A 21,432-nucleotide genomic window follows, 5' to 3' on the forward strand; every position below is an offset into this window, starting at 1 on the left:
CGAGTTTGTGGATTAGTGAGGCCGGATAGCAGGGGCAAATGCCGCCCTCATTTGCTACGCTGTTCGCGCGGCTTCGCCTTGATGCACCGGGCGCAATTGTTTTTGAAGTCCTCTAGGCTTTGTGCATCATAAAGGATTCGACGGCCAGCTTTGAAATAAGTAATCAGCTTTTTGCTCTTATACTTGTTAAGTGTGGCGCGTGAGATTTTGATCTTTTGCAGGAATTCTTTTTCGCTCATCAAGCCATCGGATATTGCTGCAAACTCTGCCGTTGCTATGCTCATTGTCTCCCCTCCGCAATTTCGGTATCTGCACGTCTATCTGTGCGTAGGGGTGATTTTATCGAGGCGGTGAGCAAAGGACGAATGGCTAATATAAGGCGGTTTTATACCATAGCATTAGGGGGCACTTTTGCTATGGTTCAAGCTGGGGACTTGAACCATAGTGCCTGTTTCTCTCTCAATACTTCAAACAGCCACGTCAAGGAATAGTAGTAAGGAGGTACGCCGCAAAGACGCGCCGAATGTTCCAGAGCAATCTCGGAAGGTTTACAAAGCTCCAGCCCTTTTTTCAGCTTCTGAGGAAGGAATTTCAAATCGATGCGAGCCTCAAGTATGGCTCGTTTTTCCTGCTCGTTCTCATTTAACCACTCAATTAGGTCATCAGGCAGATCATAAGAATACGATGCCTGTATGCGCTTGCGCCAATTGGCTCTGAGTAAATGATTCTTCTGGGCCTTTTGGGCGTCTCGCTTCGCGGATGTCCAAATCTCCCTTAGATTATGATAATGATCTGGCAACTCAGCGAGGTTATAGTCTGGTTTTACGCCAACCCCTTCTTTCTTTGGCAATTTTAAGTCCTCCTGTACTACCCAGCTTTGGAGCGCATGAAAAGCGTTTACAAGATCATGACCTACAGCAATTGGCGATACCGAGCTGATCGAATCTACCACAAGGCTGCTCATCATACATTCAAACCTGATTTTGTATTTATCCTTTATGAATTCGAGGGCTTTAGGTATCCGCTTTTCAGCTTCTCTCTTAATGATCTCTTGATTCTCTGCAACCACAGTTTCACACGCATTTGTTATAGCTTGATTGATTTGATCTATAGTTATTTGGCTATCGCTGCTTTGTGCCATTATCGCACGTACTGTAGCTTCCAATTGCTGGCGTTGGTTCTTATAGCGGGCATCCTGTTCAAGTAGATCACATGCGAGTGTTTTAACTACTGCTGTAGCGACTAGAAAACTAAGATCGGGGTTGTCATCGGGTAATAATTGGTCAGGTGTGTAACTAAGGAGACCTTGATTCGAGAGTGCCATAATGCGCATCGAAATTTCCGCTGCGCCAGTAATCATTATTCGCTTGAGATCAGTAGAATCATCGTTTTTCTTGCGCTTCACTCTATCCTTCTCCCATGCTCGACTGTTCTGGCCCGCATCACATTTAGAATAATGTAGCTATCCACTGATTCGAGACGCCGGTGTTAGGAAGCCAACCAATATCAGTTTATCACTGGCTGCCCGCTCTCATCAGCTTGATTAAATGCGTTGAGCACAGCAGCAGCTCGGCGCACGGTCTCTGCATTCGCATTCACATATCTATAGGTAGTATTGGCTTGGGTGTGGCCAAGAATCCTTCCAATTTCTGGAAGCGAGATGCCTGCGGCATTCAGCCGAGTAGCATACGTGTGCCGCAGGTCATGAAACCTGACATCTGGTAAGCCGGCATCTCTGCGGGCTGCGTCAAATGCCTTTTTAACATTATCTTCGATCCCAAACACCAGTAGGTCATCAATCTTCGGAGACTGTTCGTAAAGCATCTGTAGTTCTCTCGCAAGCCTATCTGTTATCCCTACCTGTCGCTCGCGCATCGTCTTTGTGTTGAAAGCCTGGACAGTAATCTGCTCCCCAGTGAAATCAACATCTGCCCATTTCAGCTTAAGGATTTCGCCGTGCCGCATTCCCGTGTCGAGCGCACATATAATGATCGGCCTGATGTGTTCACGCCTCCGGGTGCAAGCCGCAAGCAATCGTTCCTCTTCTTCTTTCGTCAGGATTCGTTCTCTCTTGGTTTCGTCGGCTTTATTGATAAGCGCATCGCCCTGGTTGAAGGGATTTCGGATGATCCAGCTTTGGTGTACGGCGATGTTGAGCATGCGCCGAATCAATTCCAATTCTCGGTTGACCGAGGTGATGGAGCGTTGTTTGCCGCGTATGGTCTTCGTGTTGAGTCTTATGGTTCGATACTTGGCGATGTCGCCATGCGTAAGGGTTCGCAGCTTCTTCTTACCGAAATAGTCCTTTACGACTTGCCACATTGATAGCGCGCTGTTGAGGGCGCGAAGCCCGCTGATCTTTCGTCCTCCCACATATTGAGCGGGCTGCAAGTAAGTCTCTTTATAATAATCAGCCAAGTCACCGAACGTCATATGTGCGGCGTCGAGCGGACGGCTGCCATGATCATCAAGCTCTCTGAGCATTTGCTTGGCAATCTCTTTCGCATCACTCTTGCTTTCGGCACGACGGCGCTTCTCCACCCGCTTTCCGCCCTCGAAGTAAGTGATTCGTCCATACCATATGTTTACTGTCTTCTTGCCCTTATTGATCTTTTTGCAAACAGCCGATCCTACACGATTACGCGCCATTGTTATCCTCCCCTTCGCTACCTTTGGCCTGTACCAAAAGGTCTCCGGTCACATTTTCAGTCACACATTTGGTCACACATTGAAGGCTGACACCAATATACAACCGAAGACGATTATATACGAAAAAGAGAGAATTCCCCAGAAAAATGAATAGTTTTTGGGCAGTCAAAGACAATGAAAGACAACGGGGAATCGGCTACGAACCAAAAGGTCGCACGTTCGAGTCGTGCCGGGCGCACTTTAGACTCAAACAGTCAGGGCAGGTCATACGGCCTGCCTTTCTTTGTTTGTGACAAACTTGAGACAATTGTTTTCAGCGTACCCGTCGAGACTTTCTACAGCCCGCCGCTTGTTCTGGTCTAAAGCGTGAGTGTATTGCTTGGTCATGTGTAGCGTGGCGTGCCCTAGTATCTCGGCAATAGTGAAGGCATCCACTCCCGCATCAGCCATCCTCGTCGCTGCCGTATGCCGCAAGTCATGGAAGTGAAAATCTTCGATGCCGGCATCCTCGCATGCTGAAACAAATGCGTTCTTGATGTCAGTGAGCCGCTTGCCCGTTCTAGGGTTGACGAAAATGTACTCGGAGTCGGGAGCCGATTCCATCAGGGCGACGAGCTCATCCTTCACCCTGGCGTTCATCGGCACGGTGCGCGCCTTGCCCGTCTTCGTCTTCGTTAGGAAAGCAGCCCGACGCTAGCTCATTGCCGGAGGCGCAGAAATCCGTTGCTGATTATTGTAAGGTGATCGCTAAGAAGCTCAATCGCTTTTCGCTACAGGAACGGCAGCGATTCCTGCGTTATATCGTGAGAGAGATCAGCTTTGAGGGCAATCGGGTGCGAATTACAGGAGCACTACCGGTATCGCCAAGAGGCGCGATGAGCGCGGTATTGCTATGAGCAAGACGGCGATGTGCCGATTGGTACAGGGCTGTGATTTGAGTAGATTCCGCAGCCAACGTCCCCACGTCTACCCCAATGGTCCCTTGCCTTAGTTGCTAGACGAAAATATCCAATTCGGGTAGGAGAGCAGGCCAGTCTGTCCATTAAGGAAAGCTGGCCCTTGTCCTCTCCGCTGTGCGGTTCGATAGCCGCCCCCACTCGTGGCCCGCCACATTCAATGGTTGCCAGGGTAGCAATCGCAAAATGATGTCCCGTCTGCTCTCCATTACCCTGGCTTCAGAAGTTCCGCCAGAATTCCATACTGCCCAGCTTTGACGCCTTTGGGCTGGTACGTCCTCGCCGGGACTTCGCCCCAACCCGGAACTGGTATTTTGCAATAATATCTAACTCCGCATCACTTTTAAGGTAGTGGAGGAGATTATGAGTCAGCCACCAGATAACCGCCGAACGAAGAACTTCATCCTGAGGGCGTTGCCGGCCCCGGAGTATAACCGGCTCGCACCTTACCTGCAACCGGTCACCTTAGCGCAAGGTGAGGTGATTTATGACACAGACGCTCCTATCCGCTTGGCCTATTTCCCAGACCGAGGCATGTTCTCTTTGCTCTCAACCTCTGTTGAAGGGGAGATCATTGAAGTCGCTATGGTTAGCAATGCGGGGATGCTCGGTACCCCCATTATCTGGGGCAGCGAGACCATCCCTTACCGTGTGATAGTGCAGATCCCCGGCTCTGCTTTGGCCCTGCGGGTGCCGCGACTCAAAGATGAGTTCAACCGTCATGGCCGCTTGCACGACCTACTGCTGCACCATACTTACGCCCTCGTCAAACAGATCTCCCAGTCGGCCATCTGCAACCGCTTTCACAGCATCAGGCAGCGACTCTGCCGCTGGCTGCTCATAGTCCGCGACCACGTCAAGACTGACGAGTTCCTGATCACCCAGGACTATATTGCTTATATGCTCGGCTCACGCCGAGAGCGGATCACCGAGGCGGCCAATGCCCTGCAACGGCAAGGGCTGATCCGCTACAAGCGCGGCCGCATCGTCGTGTTAGACCGCCCCGGTCTGGAAGCGACTTCTTGCGAGTGTTACTCGATCATCAAAGAAACCTACAAAAAAAGTGCGGATATTTGATTCTTAAGAATATTTACTCTTATGTTCCCTGGGGAACAGACAGGTATTTTGAACTATATATAAGATTGTTGTTCCTTCGCACGATGGAGTGAAGGAATTTCGCAGGCCCAATCCAGGTTCACTGATCCGCTCCGCTAAACCGAACAACGGGTAGGGTGTAGTCATTTAGTCATCTAAATCCCTTTTCATCTGGCAGGCAGTTTGTCTGCCGGTTTCTTGAGGGCGTCCTTTACATTTGCCTTGAGGAGAGTTATGCGTCGGAATCATTCTCGTTCTATCCCCCGCCTATTTGCGGCGTTTTCTCATTCTATTCGCAAGGGTTATCGGCGTTCGTTTCTCAGAAGCCTGACGGCGCTAGTTCTATTATTCAGTTTTCTTATGGTTCCATCGCCGCAGCTCGCCCGTGATCTCGCCGTCTCTGTCTCGGCAGGTATCAGCACCGTCGCGGCCAAGACCATGAACCTTTATGCGCAGCTGTTCTCATCCTTTTTCACGGCTAATGCAGCCGTGGCGCACCCGGAGACCCTCGCCGACCGCCTCGCCTACGTCAGCCAGTTGCAGATCAATCCCCGCAAGTTCGTCGGCTACGTCGGCCAGCAGGTCGCTTTCCGCGCGTTGCCGCTCAACGCTAGCGGCGAAACGATTCAAGGCGTGCGCTTCGACTGGGAATCTTCCGACACCGACAAGGTGCAGATTGATGATGCCGGTTACGCCCACCTCTTGCACCCCGGGCTCGTGCGCCTGACCTGCCATGCCGGCAACGTCTCGGCTAGCGCCCCGCTGTTGGTGCGACCCGGCAGCCGTCCGCGGCAAACCGATCTGGAGTGGCGTCTCGACCAGAACGCCCTGAGACCCGACGGGACGGACACGATTGGCCAAAGCAATTCGAGCGGCGAAGGTGTCGTCGCGGCGCTGCTTGATCATCTCGCGCCGACGGCAGAGGCACAGGTTATGGGCGGCGGCGGCAGTAGCGGCGATCTCATCCACGATGAACTGTGGAGTGACGTGCGCAATCTCGTCGGCCACCCACGCAACCGCGCTGCCGAAAGCACACGCATTGGCACGGTGCTGCCGGAAGGCTCCAACTTCAATTTCGCGGCACCAATCATTAGCCTCGGCGGGCGCGGCATCGGTGCGAATCTGGCGCTCTATTACAACAGCCGCGTCTGGTCACGGCGCGGCAACAGCGTCGCCTTTGATGCCATCGGCGGCTGGCCAGCGCCGGGTTTCTCGCTCGGCTTCGGGCGTATCGTAACGTATGAAATCTCAGCCGGTCTCAACCCCACCTGCAAATACATGCTGATAGACCCGGACGGCACGCGCCATTACCTCGGCAGCGGCTCGTGGGCCGGCAGTGGCTATGCGCTGGGCGGGCCCTTCGAGACCAACGACGGCAGCCACATCGTCTATACCGGCAATGGCAGCCACGGTGGCGACCTGCATTACCCGGATGGCACGACCGCATCCTTCACGATGGTCAACAACTGCCTGCTGCCGACCTCGATCAGCGACACCAACGGCAACTATGTGCAGATCGCCTACAAGCCCGAATGCTTTCAGGTGGGGACGGAAGAGTACTGTGACGTGTTTGCGCCGATGGCGATTGATTATATTACCGACACGATGGGGCGGGTGATCCAGTTCAACTACGACAGCAACTACCGCCTGACTTCGATCACCGCGCCGGGATTCGGCGGCAGCGCCCAGCAGCCGGTGACGCAGACCGTCGTGCAGTTCGATTACCAGACCGTGACCACCGGCGGCACGTTCAGCGGCTTGACGGTCGAGCACGGCACCGGCGGCAGCATCACGACGCTGAAGCATATCTACTTCCCGGCGACCGGCACTGGCTACATTCCGAGCTATTCAATCTATGGCCAGATCATCAGTATCTCAGGGCGGCGGCAGATGAGCATCGGCTGGCCGAACACGATTCAGGACGGCGTCGAGAGCAATAACGTGTCGTTCAACTACCCGACCTCAGGGCCGCTAACGGACGCGCCGGCCTTCACGCTGCGCACCGAGACGGCGGTGAGCGCGCCGACCTCGACCTACTGGTACAGCCGCTGGGAAGGCCAGGGCTACACGGTCTTCATCGTCCTGCAGCCCGACGGCACCTACTATACGATGGGGCGCTACGACCCGGCGACCGCCGGCTATGGCGGGCTGTTGTATTACGTGCAGCCGCAGCGCACAAACGGCACGCCGATGCACTCGACCTTTTACAGCTACGCCAACGATGGGGGCGGCGAGCCGCAGGTAGTTTATGTAAACGACAGCGACGAGACCGGCGCCGGCACGCTCGTCGGCTTCGCCTATGACCAGTACGGCAACGTCACGAACAAGTACGACTATGGCTATCAGGTGAACGGTCAATGGCTGGTGCGCCGACGCACCCGCAATATCTACAAGACGGACAGCAGCTACGTGAATGCCTACATGCGCGGCCTGGTGATTGAAAACGATATTTACGACTCAATGGTTAATGACAGTGTGCCGGTGGCGAAGACCACCTATACGTATGACGATTATCAGGCGATGGGCGGCATGGAGGATTACCGCGATCCGGACACCGGACAACTGCCGCCGAATCCACCCGGCCATCTGAGCTGGTATAACACGGCTCTTACAGTGCGCGGCAATGTCACCGGCATGACACAGTGGTATGACATCGCCAACAATCTCTCCTACACGCACCTGCGCAAGATCGACGTGTATGGCAACATCGTCAAAGAACAACTGTCGTGCTGTAACGAGCAGACACAAATGGCCAGCCAGACTTATAACTGGGCCGTTGCCGAGCAGGTGACGAAAGGCAGCACTAGCGGAGCCCAGTTAACTTACAGCAAGCAGTATGACTTCAACACCATGGCAGTAAAATCTGCTACAGACCCGAACCAGCAGACGACGGTGAACGCCTATGACGGGGTGTTGCGCGCGACCTCGGTGAGCGCACCGGGCGGCAAGATTGCTTCAGCCGGCTACAACGACAGCGGGCTTTCAGTAACCAGCACGGTTACGTATGACGACGGCGGGACGCAGAAGACGATTACCACGACGACCGACTACGACGGCTGGGGACGGGTGATCCACGAGACCAACATTCACGGCGGACAGGTGAACACCACCTACGACAATATGGGGCGGGTAGCGAGCGTCAGCAACCCGTTCGCCATCGGCGGGTCACCTTCGTACTGGACGAATTACAGCTACGACGCGCTCGGGCGGCAGACGACTGTTACATCGCCTGACAATCAGATGGTGCAAAATACCTTCAGTGGCAACAGCGTCATGGTCATAGACCAGGTGAACCGCAAAATCCAGCGCATCAGCGACGGGCTTGGCCGGCTGGTAACGATCAATGAACAGGACGCGGCGGGCAACGTGACGCAGGCGACCAACTATACTTATGACATCCTCAACAACCTGACGCAGGTCAATCAAGGTAATCAACTGCGCAGTTACAAGTATGACGCCCTGTCAAGGCTGACGGCTGAAAAGATCCCCGAACAGGGCGATCCGACGCAGGCCAACCAGTGGACGACCACTTACACATATACAGATTTTGATCAGGTGGCGACGAGGACGGATGCGCGCGGCGTGGTGACCTCTTATGCCTATGACACACTCAATCGCTTGACACAGATGAGTTATAACACGGTCAGCGGGGTGATGACCGCGCCGACCGTGACCTACAACTACGACAGCTACAATGGGACGACGGCCAATGGCAAGTTGGTCCGCGTGGCGGTCGGCACGGATTATGAAGAACGTTACACCTTCGACAGCAAGTTTCGTATCGCCAGCACAGTCCGGACTATTGGTACGCGCAGCTATACGAGCGGTTATAGCTATAATGGGGCGGACCAGATGACCCAAGCGACCTATCCATCACTGCGCCAACTGGGCTTCAGTTATGATAATGTCGGGCGCTTGAGCAGTATGAGTTATATGAACAATGTAACTTATGACATTGCCGGGCATGTTAACGGGGACACACTCGGCAACGGCGTGACCGAGCAATTCGGCTACGATCCGGCCACCATGCAGATGACCTCGCAGAATGCCGGCACCGTTTCGCCTTTCACCAACCGTGTGAATCTGAGCTACATATACAATGCGACCACCGGCGGCCAATTTGGCGTGAGCACCTCAACAGGCAATGCGGATCAGATGGTGAGCGCGTCAGGAACGATCAACGGCACTACGGAGAGCGCCAGCTACACTTATGACAATTACGGCAGATTAGTGACCAGCAATCAGACGAGCAACGGGCAGACGGCGCAGCGGCGCTTTGCCTACGACCGCTGGAACAACCGCACAGGAGTCTGGGATGCGGTGAGCGGCGGTACGCAGATTCAAAGCGTCAGCGTGCAAACGGCGAGCTTTCCAGGAACCGGCAGCGCTCCCACAAACCGTGTCAGCGCCGTCAACGGCACGAGCTATTTGTATGATCCCAGCGGCAATGTCACCTACGATGGGGCACACAACTATATGTATGACAGCGAGAACCGGCTGGTGAGTGTGGATGGCGGCGCGACGGCGAGCTACGCCTACGACCATCAGAACCGGCGGTACAAGAAGGTGGCGGGCGGCAGCGTGACGCATTACGTGTGGCAAGGCGGGCAGGTACTGGCCGAGCACAATGGCAGCACGGGGGCGGTGCTGGTGGATTACATCTATAATGGCAGCCAGATGATTGCAAAGGTGGTGAGCGGCGCAACAAGCTATTTTCTAAGTGACCGCTTGAGCGCGCGGCTGACCCTGGATGCGAGCGGCAATGTTGTTGGCCGGCAGGGGCATCTGCCGTTTGGCGAGGACTTCGCCGAAAGTGGGAGCCAATCAAAAATACATTTGACGACCTATGAGAGGGATGGAGAGAAGGGGACCGACTATGCGACGAATAGGCACTACAGCTTCGCTGACAGTAAGTTTATGACTCCCGACCCCTATAGGGGAAGCGGCCAAACCAGCTCGCCGCAAAGTTGGAATAGGTACGCCTATGTTTTGAATGATCCGATTAACAGCACGGACCCCACTGGCTTAACTCGCTGCGCGATTGGCCTGCACAACAACGGCGACGTAATACAGGGCTTCTACCGGAACGAGTCATTGGGTAGGGTCACAGGGCCAGTCACGACTAGCGAGTTTTACGGATATCTCCTCGAGGTCGTTTTTACTTGGCAGGAAACTCCTGTTTCAGGACAAGGAGTGATTCTGGTCTATTATCAGGTTCAGTTTCATTTCGAAAAAAACCTAACGTACTTCCACAAACGTAAGGGAGGTAAACGCGAATTTGATGATCAGACGGGGGACATTCCCAATTATGGAGTTTTCTTGCAAGCAGTCTTAATTCCTGGGGTCGGAGAAGCCGTAGCCCTTCTTTACTTGCCATCGGTCGTAGCCCGCAAGTACCCCGATAATCCCCGGTTCAGGCTCGGCTATGATGCGTTCCACCCTGTAAGTTTTGAACGCTTCAAGTATACTTTTACAGGATATGACGAACTTCACAGAGAGCGATGTCGTGCGTCAATTGACCTGGTTTTTAACTACGGCATCGTTTCTCCGGATGGGTCCTGGGATTATCGTACCACGGGGCTGCCATAGCAATGAAGACTACGTCAGGCCAATCCGTACGAGTTTACGTTGTGCTGCTCACGATTTCGTTAGGAGGGCTATCTATGCCAGGCCGCACTCCCCAGTCGCAAACCGATAGTGCAATGAAGAAATTATGGTCATTGAATGAGAAAGAGAGGGGGGAGGGGATGGATGAGCTTCTGCGACTGGGACCCGGTAGCATCGAGAAGCTGACATCCCTGCTCGCGGAGTTAATACATGACCAGCGCCCGAGATTTTCGCCAGGCAAGGAGCAGGAAGGACAGCGGGCGCTGGATGAGTACCTTCGCTCGGTGCGCACGTTTTATAAGGAAGGCACCGATTATGCCGACACTAAACCCGCAAAAGACCGCCTGAATGCCCTTACAATCAACTCCAGATTGATGACCGATGTCATCCATCTTCTGGCGAAATTAAAGGCGGAACAGGCGGTCCCTCTCTTGATGGAGATGGTGAATAGGCACTGGGAAATCACTCACTCGGGCTTTATTTTCCAGACTCCGGAAACAATCGCATTAGAGCAGATTGGAGCAGCATCCGTACCGCAGCTAGTTAAGAACCTTGACGAAGACACAATTCGCAGTTTTGGATTTGAGCCACTGGTTTACGGCTGGCGCGTTGTGGTAGAGGATGAGGACGAGGATGAGCCTGATCCTGATGATGAACTCGACCGTCAAACTCATATCGGCAATGTTAGGCTCCGGGTAGCAGCGATTTTGGGCGACATTGGTGACACTCGGGCACTGCCTTACCTCGAAAGGTTACTGTCGGAAACCAGGTCCCATCCCGAGTCTCCTATGTTTGGAATCGCAGGCTCCCTGTCCGGCACAATTGAGTTTGCTATTGCCAGGATAAAAAAGACGGGGCCATGGAGTGCTGAAAAAAATGCGATAACTCCAGGAACCATCAGGCCCGTGCCAAAACCTTGATTGGGTACTTCTGCCATCGCCGCGTCCTACCGTCGTGGGCCTAATTCGGTAGAAGAAGTTCTCTTTGAAGTAAGCCAAATCTTCCTCAGCAACCTCCTCCAATAAGACAACAGATCGGCTCTGATTACCTGCGCGAGCTCATTGAGCATGATCCGCGTTGTACGCTCAAGCAACTTTGCGACTGGGCATACAGGGAGCGCGGCTTTACGCTAAGCCTGACGGAGATGTGCCGGCTGGTGAAGAGCTATGGTCTGAAGCGTAGGCGTAGCCACCAACTGTCTGTGAGCCGAAATCAATCAAAAGTGCTGACACTGCCATTTGCCGCGTTTTTTCCCTTGACTGCTTTTTATGCTGTGGTACTATGAGGCCGCCGTAGCATAAGGGTCTGGCAACGGCGCTTCTTTCATAGGAAATATTCGGTTCTTCTATCCACTCTTATGGGTGAGATAGACGTGTATTCAAAAAGGTCGAAAGGCCCGATCATTCGGGTGCAAGGGACGACCTCGTGCGTTCGAGTAACGAAACGACGGTTCGTGATTCCATCTGACGCCCCATCCTCACAGGTTTGACATTCCAAATTAAGAGAGAAAGTTTTACTTGCCATAAGTAAAATACGGCGGTCTTGCGCCCATCTCTTTTGTCCTGAATGGAGAGTTGATCTATGTTACTGCGTCTGTCCTCCAGGGGGCTGATTTTCATCATCTTGAGCAGCCTGACCTATTGCGCCTTATCGCTTCGCATGCAGAGCTTTGCCGTGACGGATAATTCCTTGTCACTCAATGGCTCGGGTGCCTACATGAGTGTGCCTAACAGCAGCAGCCTTAACATTACGGGCAACATTACCGTAGAGGCATGGGTTAAGACAAACTCCACCTCCCAGCAAGGCATCGTCGAGCGTTACAAAACCGGCGCGGGCAATGATGGCGGGTACATTATCAGGCTGTCCGGGGGCTATCTTCAATTCTTCACTCTCATTCACGGAAGTTCCTTTGACTATATCCAGAGTAGTGTCACGATCAGCACAGGGTCCTGGCACCACGTGGCGGGCATCTTCGACGGCACCCAGATGCGAGTCTATGTTGATGGGGTTCAGCGTGGCTCAAAATCTTCAACCTTTGCTCCTGGTACTGGTACTAACAGCCTGAAGATCGGCGCGCGCGGCGATGATGGCAGCAACACCTTCAGCGGTCTAATCGATGAAGTCAGGATTACGGCCGGTGTAGTCTATACCTCCGACTTCACCCCGCAACGCAATCTCGCTGCCCTCACGGAAACCAGGGGCTTATGGAAATTCGACGGACAGACGACCGCGGACTCGTCCGGGAATAACAACAATGGCTCCCTGGTCAACAGCCCGACCTACTCCACCGATGTTCCCAACCTACACCCGACTGTATCGCTAACCAGCCCGGCCAATAACGCGACATTTTTTGCGCCGGCTAACATCACGCTGACGGCAAACGCCAGCGATAGCGATGGGACGATCAGCAAAGTCGAGTTCTTCCAGGGGAGCACGAAGCTAGGTGAGGATACCTCCAGTCCCTACAGCATCGTTTGGAGCAATGCGCCGACAGGAACTTATACTCTGACAGCCATAGCCACAGATGATGCGGGCTCGACAACCACTTCCGATGCGGTGAGTATCAATGTGCTTGTAGCCGCCGGGACCATTGCCGGTACGGTGACCGCCGCCGGCGGGTCAACGGCAATCGCCTCTGCAACGATCAAGATTATTCAAGGCGCTTCTGTGATCGCCACCACGACGAGCAATAGCGCCGGCAACTACTCGGTCACCAACCTCGATGCCGGCACCTATAGTGTGGAAGCTTCAGCGGCGGGATATGAAACCAGCACGCAAGCGAATATCTCGGTGACTCTGGGGGCGACTTCGACAGTCAACTTCAGCATGGCAGTCCCCATCACTTACGTGTATGACGATCTCGGCAGGCTGGTTTCCGTCATCGATCAGAGCGGCAACGCCGCGACCTACAATTACGACGCGGTCGGCAACCTGCTGTCGATCTCGCGCCAGGCCGCCGCGCAGATTTCGCTCATCCGCTTTACGCCGGGCGCCGGGCCGGTCGGAACCGCAGTCACCATTTACGGAACGGGGTTCAGCGCGACGGCCAGTCAGAACACGGTGACCTTCAACGGCACCACGGCCACCGTGACTGCATCGAGCCCGTCATTGATTGTCACGGCGGTGCCGGCGGGAGCGACCACCGGCACGATAACCGTGACTTCACCGGCAGGGACGATCACCAGCAGCACCGCGTTCACCGTCACGTCTGCCTCGCCGGGCGCGCCGACCATCACCAGTTTCACGCCGACCATCGGGACGCCCGGCACCGCGGTAAGCATCTCCGGTACGAACTTCGACGCGACGCCCGCAAACAACCGCTCGACGTTCAACGTCGTCAACTCGACGATCAGCGCGGCGACGACGACGAGTCTGACGACCAGTGTGCCGCAAGCTGGATCGGGGCACATCTCAGTTTCAACTGCCTATGGCAAAGCGGTGAGCGGTGCGGACTTTTACATCCCGCCGTCGCCCTACACAGCGGCCAATGTTGAGTTCACGGGCCGCATGTCGGTTGGTACCAGCGGCACCGCCACGATCAATACAGCTAACAAGATCGGCCTGATGCTGTTCGACGGCACGATCAACCAGCACGTCAGCCTCTACGTGAGCAGCGGCATTACCAGCAGCCTTTTTATTTACAGCCCTGACGGAACCCTGCTGGCTTCTGCTGACAACGCCGGGGGCGGCTACGTGCTAGACCCCGTGACTCTACCGGCGACCGGGACCTATACGATCTTGATCAATGCTGGCGGGCGGACAGGAAGTCTGACTTTGGCGCTTTATGACGCCCCGGATGTGACCGGGACAATCACGCCCGGCGGGGCCTCGGTCACCAAGGCTACGACGGTCCCGGGTCAGAATATCCGGCTGACGTTCAGCGGCACTGCCGGTCATAAAGTCAGCCTGCAAATATCGAGCATTACATTCGCCCAGGTCGGTGGCGTGTCGATCATCAACCCGAACGGCATCGTGTTGTTTTCGACTTCGTTGCCGCCGAGCTCGCAGTTTGTTGACGCGCAGACATTGCCGGTGACCGGGACTTACACGATTCTGCTTGATCCTTATCAGGCCAACACCGGCAGCGCCACTTGCACGCTCTACGATGCCACGGACGTGACCGGCTCTATTTCTGTCGGCGGCTCCTCGGTCAATGTGACAATCGCGGTGCCGGGGCAAAGCGCCAGATACAGCTTCAGCGGCACGACGGGGCAGAAAGTCAGTCTGCTGATCAGTAACCGCATGATCAACACCAATACGGTGGCATCGGTTTTGAAGCCGGATGGCACGGCGCTGGCAACTATGACGGTCTCCTCCAGCGTCGCCTTCCTTGACACGATGACGCTGCCGGTCAACGGCACGTACACCGCCGTCGTCGACCCGCTGGGCACAGGCACAGGCACCCTCACACTGGCGCTTTACGACGCTTCCGACATTACCGGGACAATCACGCCGGGCGGGTCAGCGGTGACCGTCTCCGCCGGCAACCCCGGACAGAACGCCCGCCTCACCTTCAGCGGCACTGCCGCACAGCGGCTGAGCCTCAACATCAGCAGCGTGACGATTGGCAGCACGACCTCTGTAAGCCTGCTGAAGCCGGACGGCACGACGCTCACCTCCGTTACTGCCAACAGCAGCGCCGGAGGATGGATCGATGCTACCAGCCTGCCGGTGACCGGCACCTACACGATTCTCGTTGACCCCTTTGACCTCTATACGGGGAACATGACCTTGACGCTGTATGACGTGCCGGCTGATGTGAGCGGGACGATAACGGTCGGAGGCTCATCGGTGTCGGTCACGGCCACGACGCCGGGGCAGAATGCGCAGCTCACGTTCAGCGGCACGTCGGGCCAGCAGGTCACGGTCTCGCTGACGAGCAACACGCTTGGGAATCTGCCGGTCACCCTGTTCAAGCCTGACGGCACCATACTGACTTCAACGTCGTCAGGCAGCAGCAGCTTCAGCCTGGCAACCCAGACATTGCCGACGACGGGGACCTACACCATCCTCATCGATCCCAGGAATGCCAATACCGGCAGCGTCAGCGTCACGGTAACCAGCCCTTGAAGTGGGGGTGCGTACAGAAATCGCTTACACGCGAAGGGGTTTGTCCAACAAGAGCAGATAAGGAATTGAAGAGGCTGAAATGAGAAAGCGGTTCAACATTAGCGTCGTTGCGAGTCTGTGCATCAGTTTGATGGCCAGCCTGTGGCCGGCTTCTGCTGCTGAAATCAAACCGAGAAGTAACCTCGGAAGCCACCCTTCCACGATCAAAGAAGCCGGCGCAAGAAAGCTGGTGCCTACAGCCTACAGCAGAGCGAGCGGGCGTGAGAGAGCCGGCAAGCCGCAGTCATCGCCGGAAGGCCGGACGCAGACGCTGTTGCCTGATGGCCGCCTGTTGATCATCGGTGGAGAAGGGATTGATGGCCCGCTGGCATCAGCAGAAATCAAAGACCCGCGCGCCAATGAAGCTATTCCTCTTTCAGCACCGCTGCAATTCGCGCGCGCCTGGCATTCGGCAACGATGCTCCCGGACGGCAAGGTTTTTATCAGCGGCGGGGTCGGCACAGATGGCAAGCTAGTAGAGACGGTTGAGCTCTTCGACCCGACGACACAACGGTTTGATCTTTTACCTGCGACGAGCTTGATTGCGCGGGCGCATCACACGGCCACCCTGTTGACCGATGGGCGGGTGCTCATCGCCGGCGGCCTGTCTAAGAACGGTAAAGCAACTAACAAGCTTGAATTATGGGACTCGCAAACCGGGTCGGTTGAAACCTTGTCCGCGAAGCTCCTGAATGCACGCTATGGCCACACCGCGAGGCTGCTGGCCGATGGCAACGCCCTGCTATGGAGCGGCTTCAACAGTGCTGGCACGCCGCTGCAAAATGGCGAGCTATTCATGGCCGGCGACAGAGCCAAAGGCGTCACGGCGAACCGGGCCGCGAGTCATGCGGCGCGCATTGTCGCCGTTGATGCGCTGCCGGAATCTTCTAGCAATGACACGCCGCGCCTCGCCGCCTCATTGCCTGAGAATGGCGCTGCGGATGTGGCGCTCGATACGCGCATCGCTTTGCGCTTCTCGAAAGCACTACGAGTCGAGACCGTGAACGCCACTACGGTCACCCTTTCATCGCCGAGCGGCGCGGTCTCTGCGAAGATCATCCCGGCAGAAGGCGGGATGCTTGCCTTTGTGACTCCTGAAGCGCCGCTGCTGCCGGCCACGCTTTACACCCTGTCGATCAACGGCGCTACCGACAGCGCCGGCTCGCCGATCCAGCCCGTGTCCATACAGTTCGCCGCGGCGGCAGAGGAGAGGCCGCGCGATCACGTCTGGGTTCCGGGGGAAGCGGCTTTAAATGGCGATTGGACCAGCCACTACCCGCGTTCCAGTTGGCAAGACCTGCCGGCGTTTCAAGCGCCCACCGGGACCGGCATCACCGCGCTGTCGGGCCAGGTGCTGCGACTGGATGGCTGGCCGCTTGAGAAGGTGATCCTGCGGCTCGGCAACCAGACGACGACGACCGATCACACGGGGCGATTTATCCTGACGGGCGTGGCCGCCGGACGCGGCACGCTGATCGTCGACTGCCGCCCGGCCAGCACGCCTAAGGAGACCTATGGCTTCTTCATGATCGCCGTCGACGTGCCCAAGAGCGGCGTCACGAACGTCCTGCCCTATACGATCTGGATGCCGGCGCTCGACACCAAGCACGCGATTCACGTCCCGTCGCCGATTAAGAAAGAACTGGTCGCCGCCACGCCGCTGCTGCCGGGGCTTGAAGTACATATCCCGCCGAAGACGGTGCTGCGCGATGTCGACGGGCAGGTGGCGAGCTCGTTCACAATCACCCCGATTCCTCTGGATCGCGGCCCCTTCCCCGGGCCCGTAGGTGTGAAGTTCCCGATGTTCTTCACCCTGCAACTGGGCGGCACGACGGTCAGGGCCGAGGATGGCACGCTCAGTTCGGGGATGCGGCTGGTCTTTCCGAATTATGGCAAAGTGCCGGCGGGCACGCGCATTGACTTCTGGGGCTACGCGGCAGACGGAGTTGGCTGGTACACCTATGGCAAGGGCACGGTGAGCGCCGACGGCAAGCAGATCGTGCCCGACGCGGGGGTGACGATTCACCTGTTCACCTGCGCTTCAATCGGCGACCCGAATGAGCCGGATGGCCCGGTGCCAGGAGGTTCCCCTCTGGACGGTGATCCGGTTGACTTAGGTAGTGGGCTTTTTGTCTATACCCAGACTGACCTCGTATTGCCGGACATCATTCCCATCTCACTGACCCGTGTGTATCGTCCGAATGATCCGAAGTGGCGACCGTTCGGCAGCGGCACCCGCCACCCTTACGAGATGTTCCTGGTCGGTGACCAGACTAGCTATAGCTATGCGCAAGTCATCTTGCCGGATGGCGGCAAGGTCCGCTTCGACCGGGTATCTGCTGGGAGTGGCCCCGACGGTGCCATTATGGAGGCAACAACCACGCCCACAGCGTTTTATAAAGCTCTACTGACCTTCTATGGCGGGGCGCTGCCGCACTGGGACATCAAGCTGAGAGATGGCTCCGTCTACCGCTTCACCGCGGATGGCAGAGAGGTATCGCCGCTTGAGGCAATTATCGACCGCAATGGCAATAAGCTGTCGGTTGTGCGCATCAACGACTTCAACGGCATCTTACAGGGCCACAGGGTCAGCAGATTGGTAACACCTAATGGCCGGTGGGTAGAGTTCACATACGACGCCAATTACCACATCACACAAGCCAAAGACAATATCGGCAGGACGGTCAGCTATACGTATGATGCAAACGGCAGGTTAACACAGGTGACCAATGCCAACGGCGGTGTGACGCAATACACCTATGACGGCGCAAACCGAATATTAACTATCCGGGACGCACGAGGGACGCTCTATCTCACCAATGAATACGACACAAACGGAAGGGTAAGCAAGCAGACGCAGGCGGACGGCACAACGTACCAGTTCGCCTACACACTTGATGCCAATGGCAGAGTCACGCAAACCGATGTTACCGATCCGCGCGGCAATATCCGGCGTGTGACATTCAACTCCGGCGGTTATATTCTCAGCGAAACCTATGCGCTGGGCAAATCGGAACAGCAGACTTACAACTTCGAGTGGCAGACGGGGACCAACCTGCTCTTGAGCTTGACGGATGCGCTCGGGCGACGTACTTCTGTCGCTTACGACTCGGCAGGCAATGTAACGAGCTTTACACGGCTGGCCGGGACTGCGGAAGCGGTGACGACCTCTTTTACTTACGAACCCACTTTCAACCAAGTAGCCAGCGTGACTGACCCGCTCAATCACACGAGTAACTTTGCTTATGACAGCAATGGCAATTTAACCAGTGTTACAGACCCGCTCAGTAATCAGGCGACCTACACGTACAACGCTGTCGGGCAGGTGCTGAGCTTGACTAATGCCGAGGGAAAGACCTGGACGTTTGACTACAACGGTGCTGACCTGGTTCGCATAACCAACCCATTAGGAAATAGCATCACTCAGTTTGTGGATGCGGCGGGCCGCGTACTGAGTGTGAGCAATGCGGTAGGGCATACCGTCAGGCTCGAGTACGACGCTCTCAATCGGGTAGTGCAGGCAATAGACCCGTCGCAAGGCAGCACCAGTCTCAGTTACGACGGGAACAGCAACCTGCTGAGCGTGACCGATCCTCGCAACAACGTCATTAGCTACGTCTACAATAACCTGGATCAGAGCACGACGCGCACCGACGCGCTCTCGCACAATGATAGCTACCTCTACGACGAAGTAGGAAATCTGCGCCAGGCCACTGACCGCAAAGGGCAGGTCACCACTTATACCTATGATGCGTTGGGCCGATTGAAACTGGTGACGTTCGCCGACTCAACGACCATCAGTTACACCTACGATGCCGGGAACCGTCTGACGCAGGTGGTTGACTCGGCGTCCGGCACGATCACCTATGGGTACGACAACCGCGACCATTTGACCAGCGAGGCCTCATCACGAGGTACGGTGAGCTACACCTACGATGCAGCCGGGCGGCTGGCGACGATGAGCGTGCCGGGGCAGGCGACGGTCAATTACACTTACGACAATGCCAGCCGGCTGACGCAGATTCAGCAAGGCACTGCGACCGTGACCATGAGTTATGACCACATCGGTCGTCTGACCTCACAGACGCAACCGAACGGCGTAACCAACGAGTACAGCTATGATGGGGCCTCGCATCTGACCGGCATCACCTACAAAAAGGGCGCGACGACGCTAGGTAATTTGACTTACGGTTATGACGCAGCAGGCCGGAAGACCCGCACCGGCGGCAGTTTCGCGCATACAGATTTGCCACAGGCGGTGACTTCAACCGCATACAACAACGCCAATCAGCAGACGGGCTTTAGCGGACAGACGCTGACTTACGATTTAAACGGTAATCTGACGAGCGATGGTGTCAACACCTATGGCTGGAATGCCAGAGATCAATTGGTTTCCGTTAGCGGGCCGGGGCTGAGTGCCAGCTTTAGTTACGATGCGGTAGGCCAACGGGTGAGTAAGACGGTCAATGGCACGACCACGAGCCTGCTCTACAGCGGCGGCAATATCGTGCAGGAGCAGACTGGCGGCGCGGCCAGCGCCAACGTCCTGACCGGCGGCACGGATCACTTTTTCAGCCGCAGCGATGCATCGGGGACAACCAGTCCGCTGGTCGATGCGCTCGGCTCGCCCATCGCCCTGACCGATTCAAATGGCGTGGTGCAGACCAGCTACAGTTACGAGCCGTTCGGCAAGACGACGGCGAGTGGCACGGCCTCCAGCAACCCGACACAATACACCGGCAGGGAGAATGACGGCACCGGGCTTTATTACTACCGGGCACGCTACTACTCGCCTTCCTTGCAGCGCTTCATCAGCGAAGACCCGATTGGCCTAGCTGGCGGCATTAACATCTACGCCTATGCCTATAACAATCCCATCAACTTCAGTGATCCGTCGGGGCTGAGTCCCTTTGACGGCAGTCCCTTCGGCGATTTCGTTCATGGGTTCAGTGATGCAACCAACCCGTTCCCCCACATACCGAGTCCCACAGGCATCGTCGACGGTCACGTCATTCCAGACGTAGATGATATATTCGGCCCGGCCAATCGCAACTCGATCTGTTACAAGCTGGGCTTTGCCGCGGGCGTTGGCGCGATGATCGCTGCAACCGTAGCAGACCCGATACTGGGAATGGAAGAAGAGCTGGGCGGGGCCGAAGGTGCGGCCGCCAGAGAAGCCGAACGTGAAGCGGGAAATGGCTCGAAAACCCCCTGCTTCGTGGCAGGGACATTGGTTTTGACCGCGACTGGCTACAAACCAATAGAGCAAATCGCTGCCGGCGAGCAGGTGATCTCAACTGATCCCGTCCAAGCCGTCACGGCGACTCAGACTGTCAGCCGCACGTTCGCGCGCGCAGCGGCGGAAGTCGTTGACCTTCGTGTCGGCGGCATTACCATCACCGCGACGCCGGAACACCCTTTCTGGGTAGAAGGGCGAGGCTGGACGGCAGCCGGCGAGTTGGCGCGCGGGGCAAAGCTGCGGACGAAGGATGGCGGCATTGTTGAGGTTGAATCTGTAACCAGGCGGCAGGGTGAGTTCGCCGTCTACAATCTGGAAGTCGCCAGCATCCACAGCTACTATGTTTCCCAGCTTGGTATCCTCGTCCATAATCAGTGTGGCGGGAACACCCCTAAGCCTACAAAAGATGGAGGTAGATTTACTGAGCCCGATCTGCCACCTAAAAATATCGCCGACGGGGACGGTGTCAATATTTCTCATAACTATCGCAGCGGCGATCATGGTCCCCCACATGCGCATGTTAGTGGTGAAGGGCCAAATACAAGGATAGGCCAAAATGGAAAGCCTCTTGCTGGAGATCCAGAACTAAGCCCTACTCAAAGGCGTGTTGTCGATGCCAATAGGAGTGTGATTCGAAAAGCCATCAGAAAAATAGGCCGATGGTATTGGTACAATCAGCCGTGAGACTATAATGATCGCTCAAAGTCACAATGGCTGAGATTGGTATGCTTCATAATGAGAAAGTATGCCCTTCGGATCAATCTCATTATCAAGTCT

General features: G+C 55.9%; 8 protein-coding genes and 1 pseudogene. 5 read left to right on the plus strand and 4 right to left on the minus strand.

The annotated features are described in order from the left end of the window. Positions 1 to 47: 47 nt before the first annotated feature. The 4 genes and pseudogenes from VJ464_11580 to VJ464_11595 all read right to left on the minus strand — a co-directional run bounded on the left by VJ464_11580 (position 48) and on the right by VJ464_11595 (position 3,324). Entirely contained in the window at positions 48 to 284 is a 237-nt protein-coding gene (locus VJ464_11580) for a hypothetical protein (GenBank protein HKQ05766.1), read from the minus strand. A 137-nt stretch (positions 285 to 421) separates the two neighbouring features. Beyond that, the gene (locus tag VJ464_11585; GenBank protein HKQ05767.1) at positions 422 to 1,405 is read right to left on the minus strand and encodes a hypothetical protein; all 984 of its coding nucleotides are present in this window, start codon (positions 1,403 to 1,405) and stop codon (positions 422 to 424) included. Between the two features lie 101 nt (positions 1,406 to 1,506). Then, the gene (locus tag VJ464_11590) at positions 1,507 to 2,649 is read right to left on the minus strand and encodes a site-specific integrase (protein HKQ05768.1); all 1,143 of its coding nucleotides are present in this window, start codon (positions 2,647 to 2,649) and stop codon (positions 1,507 to 1,509) included. A 264-nt stretch (positions 2,650 to 2,913) separates the two neighbouring features. Beyond that, a pseudogene (locus VJ464_11595) lies at positions 2,914 to 3,324 on the minus strand (site-specific integrase). 644 nt (positions 3,325 to 3,968) lie between these two features. Here VJ464_11595 and VJ464_11600 point away from each other — a divergent pair. From VJ464_11600 to VJ464_11620, 5 genes are all read left to right on the plus strand, one after another. Beyond that, entirely contained in the window at positions 3,969 to 4,682 is a 714-nt protein-coding gene (locus tag VJ464_11600) for a Crp/Fnr family transcriptional regulator (GenBank protein ID HKQ05769.1), read from the plus strand. Between the two features lie 378 nt (positions 4,683 to 5,060). Next, the gene (locus VJ464_11605) at positions 5,061 to 10,289 is read left to right on the plus strand and encodes an RHS repeat-associated core domain-containing protein (GenBank protein ID HKQ05770.1); all 5,229 of its coding nucleotides are present in this window, start codon (positions 5,061 to 5,063) and stop codon (positions 10,287 to 10,289) included. A gap of 74 nt (positions 10,290 to 10,363) precedes the next feature. Further along, the gene (locus VJ464_11610; protein HKQ05771.1) at positions 10,364 to 11,227 is read left to right on the plus strand and encodes a hypothetical protein; all 864 of its coding nucleotides are present in this window, start codon (positions 10,364 to 10,366) and stop codon (positions 11,225 to 11,227) included. A gap of 661 nt (positions 11,228 to 11,888) precedes the next feature. Beyond that, positions 11,889 to 15,377, plus strand: coding sequence for a LamG-like jellyroll fold domain-containing protein (locus tag VJ464_11615; GenBank protein ID HKQ05772.1), 3,489 nt, complete (start codon positions 11,889 to 11,891; stop codon positions 15,375 to 15,377). Between the two features lie 79 nt (positions 15,378 to 15,456). Beyond that, a complete protein-coding gene (locus VJ464_11620; protein HKQ05773.1) occupies positions 15,457 to 21,339 on the plus strand; it encodes an RHS repeat-associated core domain-containing protein in 5,883 nt (1,960 codons plus the stop codon). Positions 21,340 to 21,432 lie beyond the last annotated feature (93 nt).

This window comes from Blastocatellia bacterium (assembly GCA_035275065.1).
Taxonomy (GTDB): Bacteria; Acidobacteriota; Blastocatellia; order UBA7656; family UBA7656; genus DATENM01.

Bases quoted from the DNA above. Each gene is read 5' to 3' on its own strand.
- VJ464_11605 (HKQ05770.1), top strand. From the start codon at position 5,061: ATGGTTCCATCGCCGCAGCTCGCCCGTGATCTCGCCGTCTCTGTCTCG.
- VJ464_11590 (HKQ05768.1), bottom strand. From the start codon at position 2,649: ATGGCGCGTAATCGTGTAGGATCGGCTGTTTGCAAAAAGATCAATAAG.
- VJ464_11610 (HKQ05771.1), top strand. From the start codon at position 10,364: ATGCCAGGCCGCACTCCCCAGTCGCAAACCGATAGTGCAATGAAGAAA.
- VJ464_11600 (HKQ05769.1), top strand. From the start codon at position 3,969: ATGAGTCAGCCACCAGATAACCGCCGAACGAAGAACTTCATCCTGAGG.
- VJ464_11580 (HKQ05766.1), bottom strand. From the start codon at position 284: ATGAGCATAGCAACGGCAGAGTTTGCAGCAATATCCGATGGCTTGATG.
- VJ464_11615 (HKQ05772.1), top strand. From the start codon at position 11,889: ATGTTACTGCGTCTGTCCTCCAGGGGGCTGATTTTCATCATCTTGAGC.
- VJ464_11620 (HKQ05773.1), top strand. From the start codon at position 15,457: ATGAGAAAGCGGTTCAACATTAGCGTCGTTGCGAGTCTGTGCATCAGT.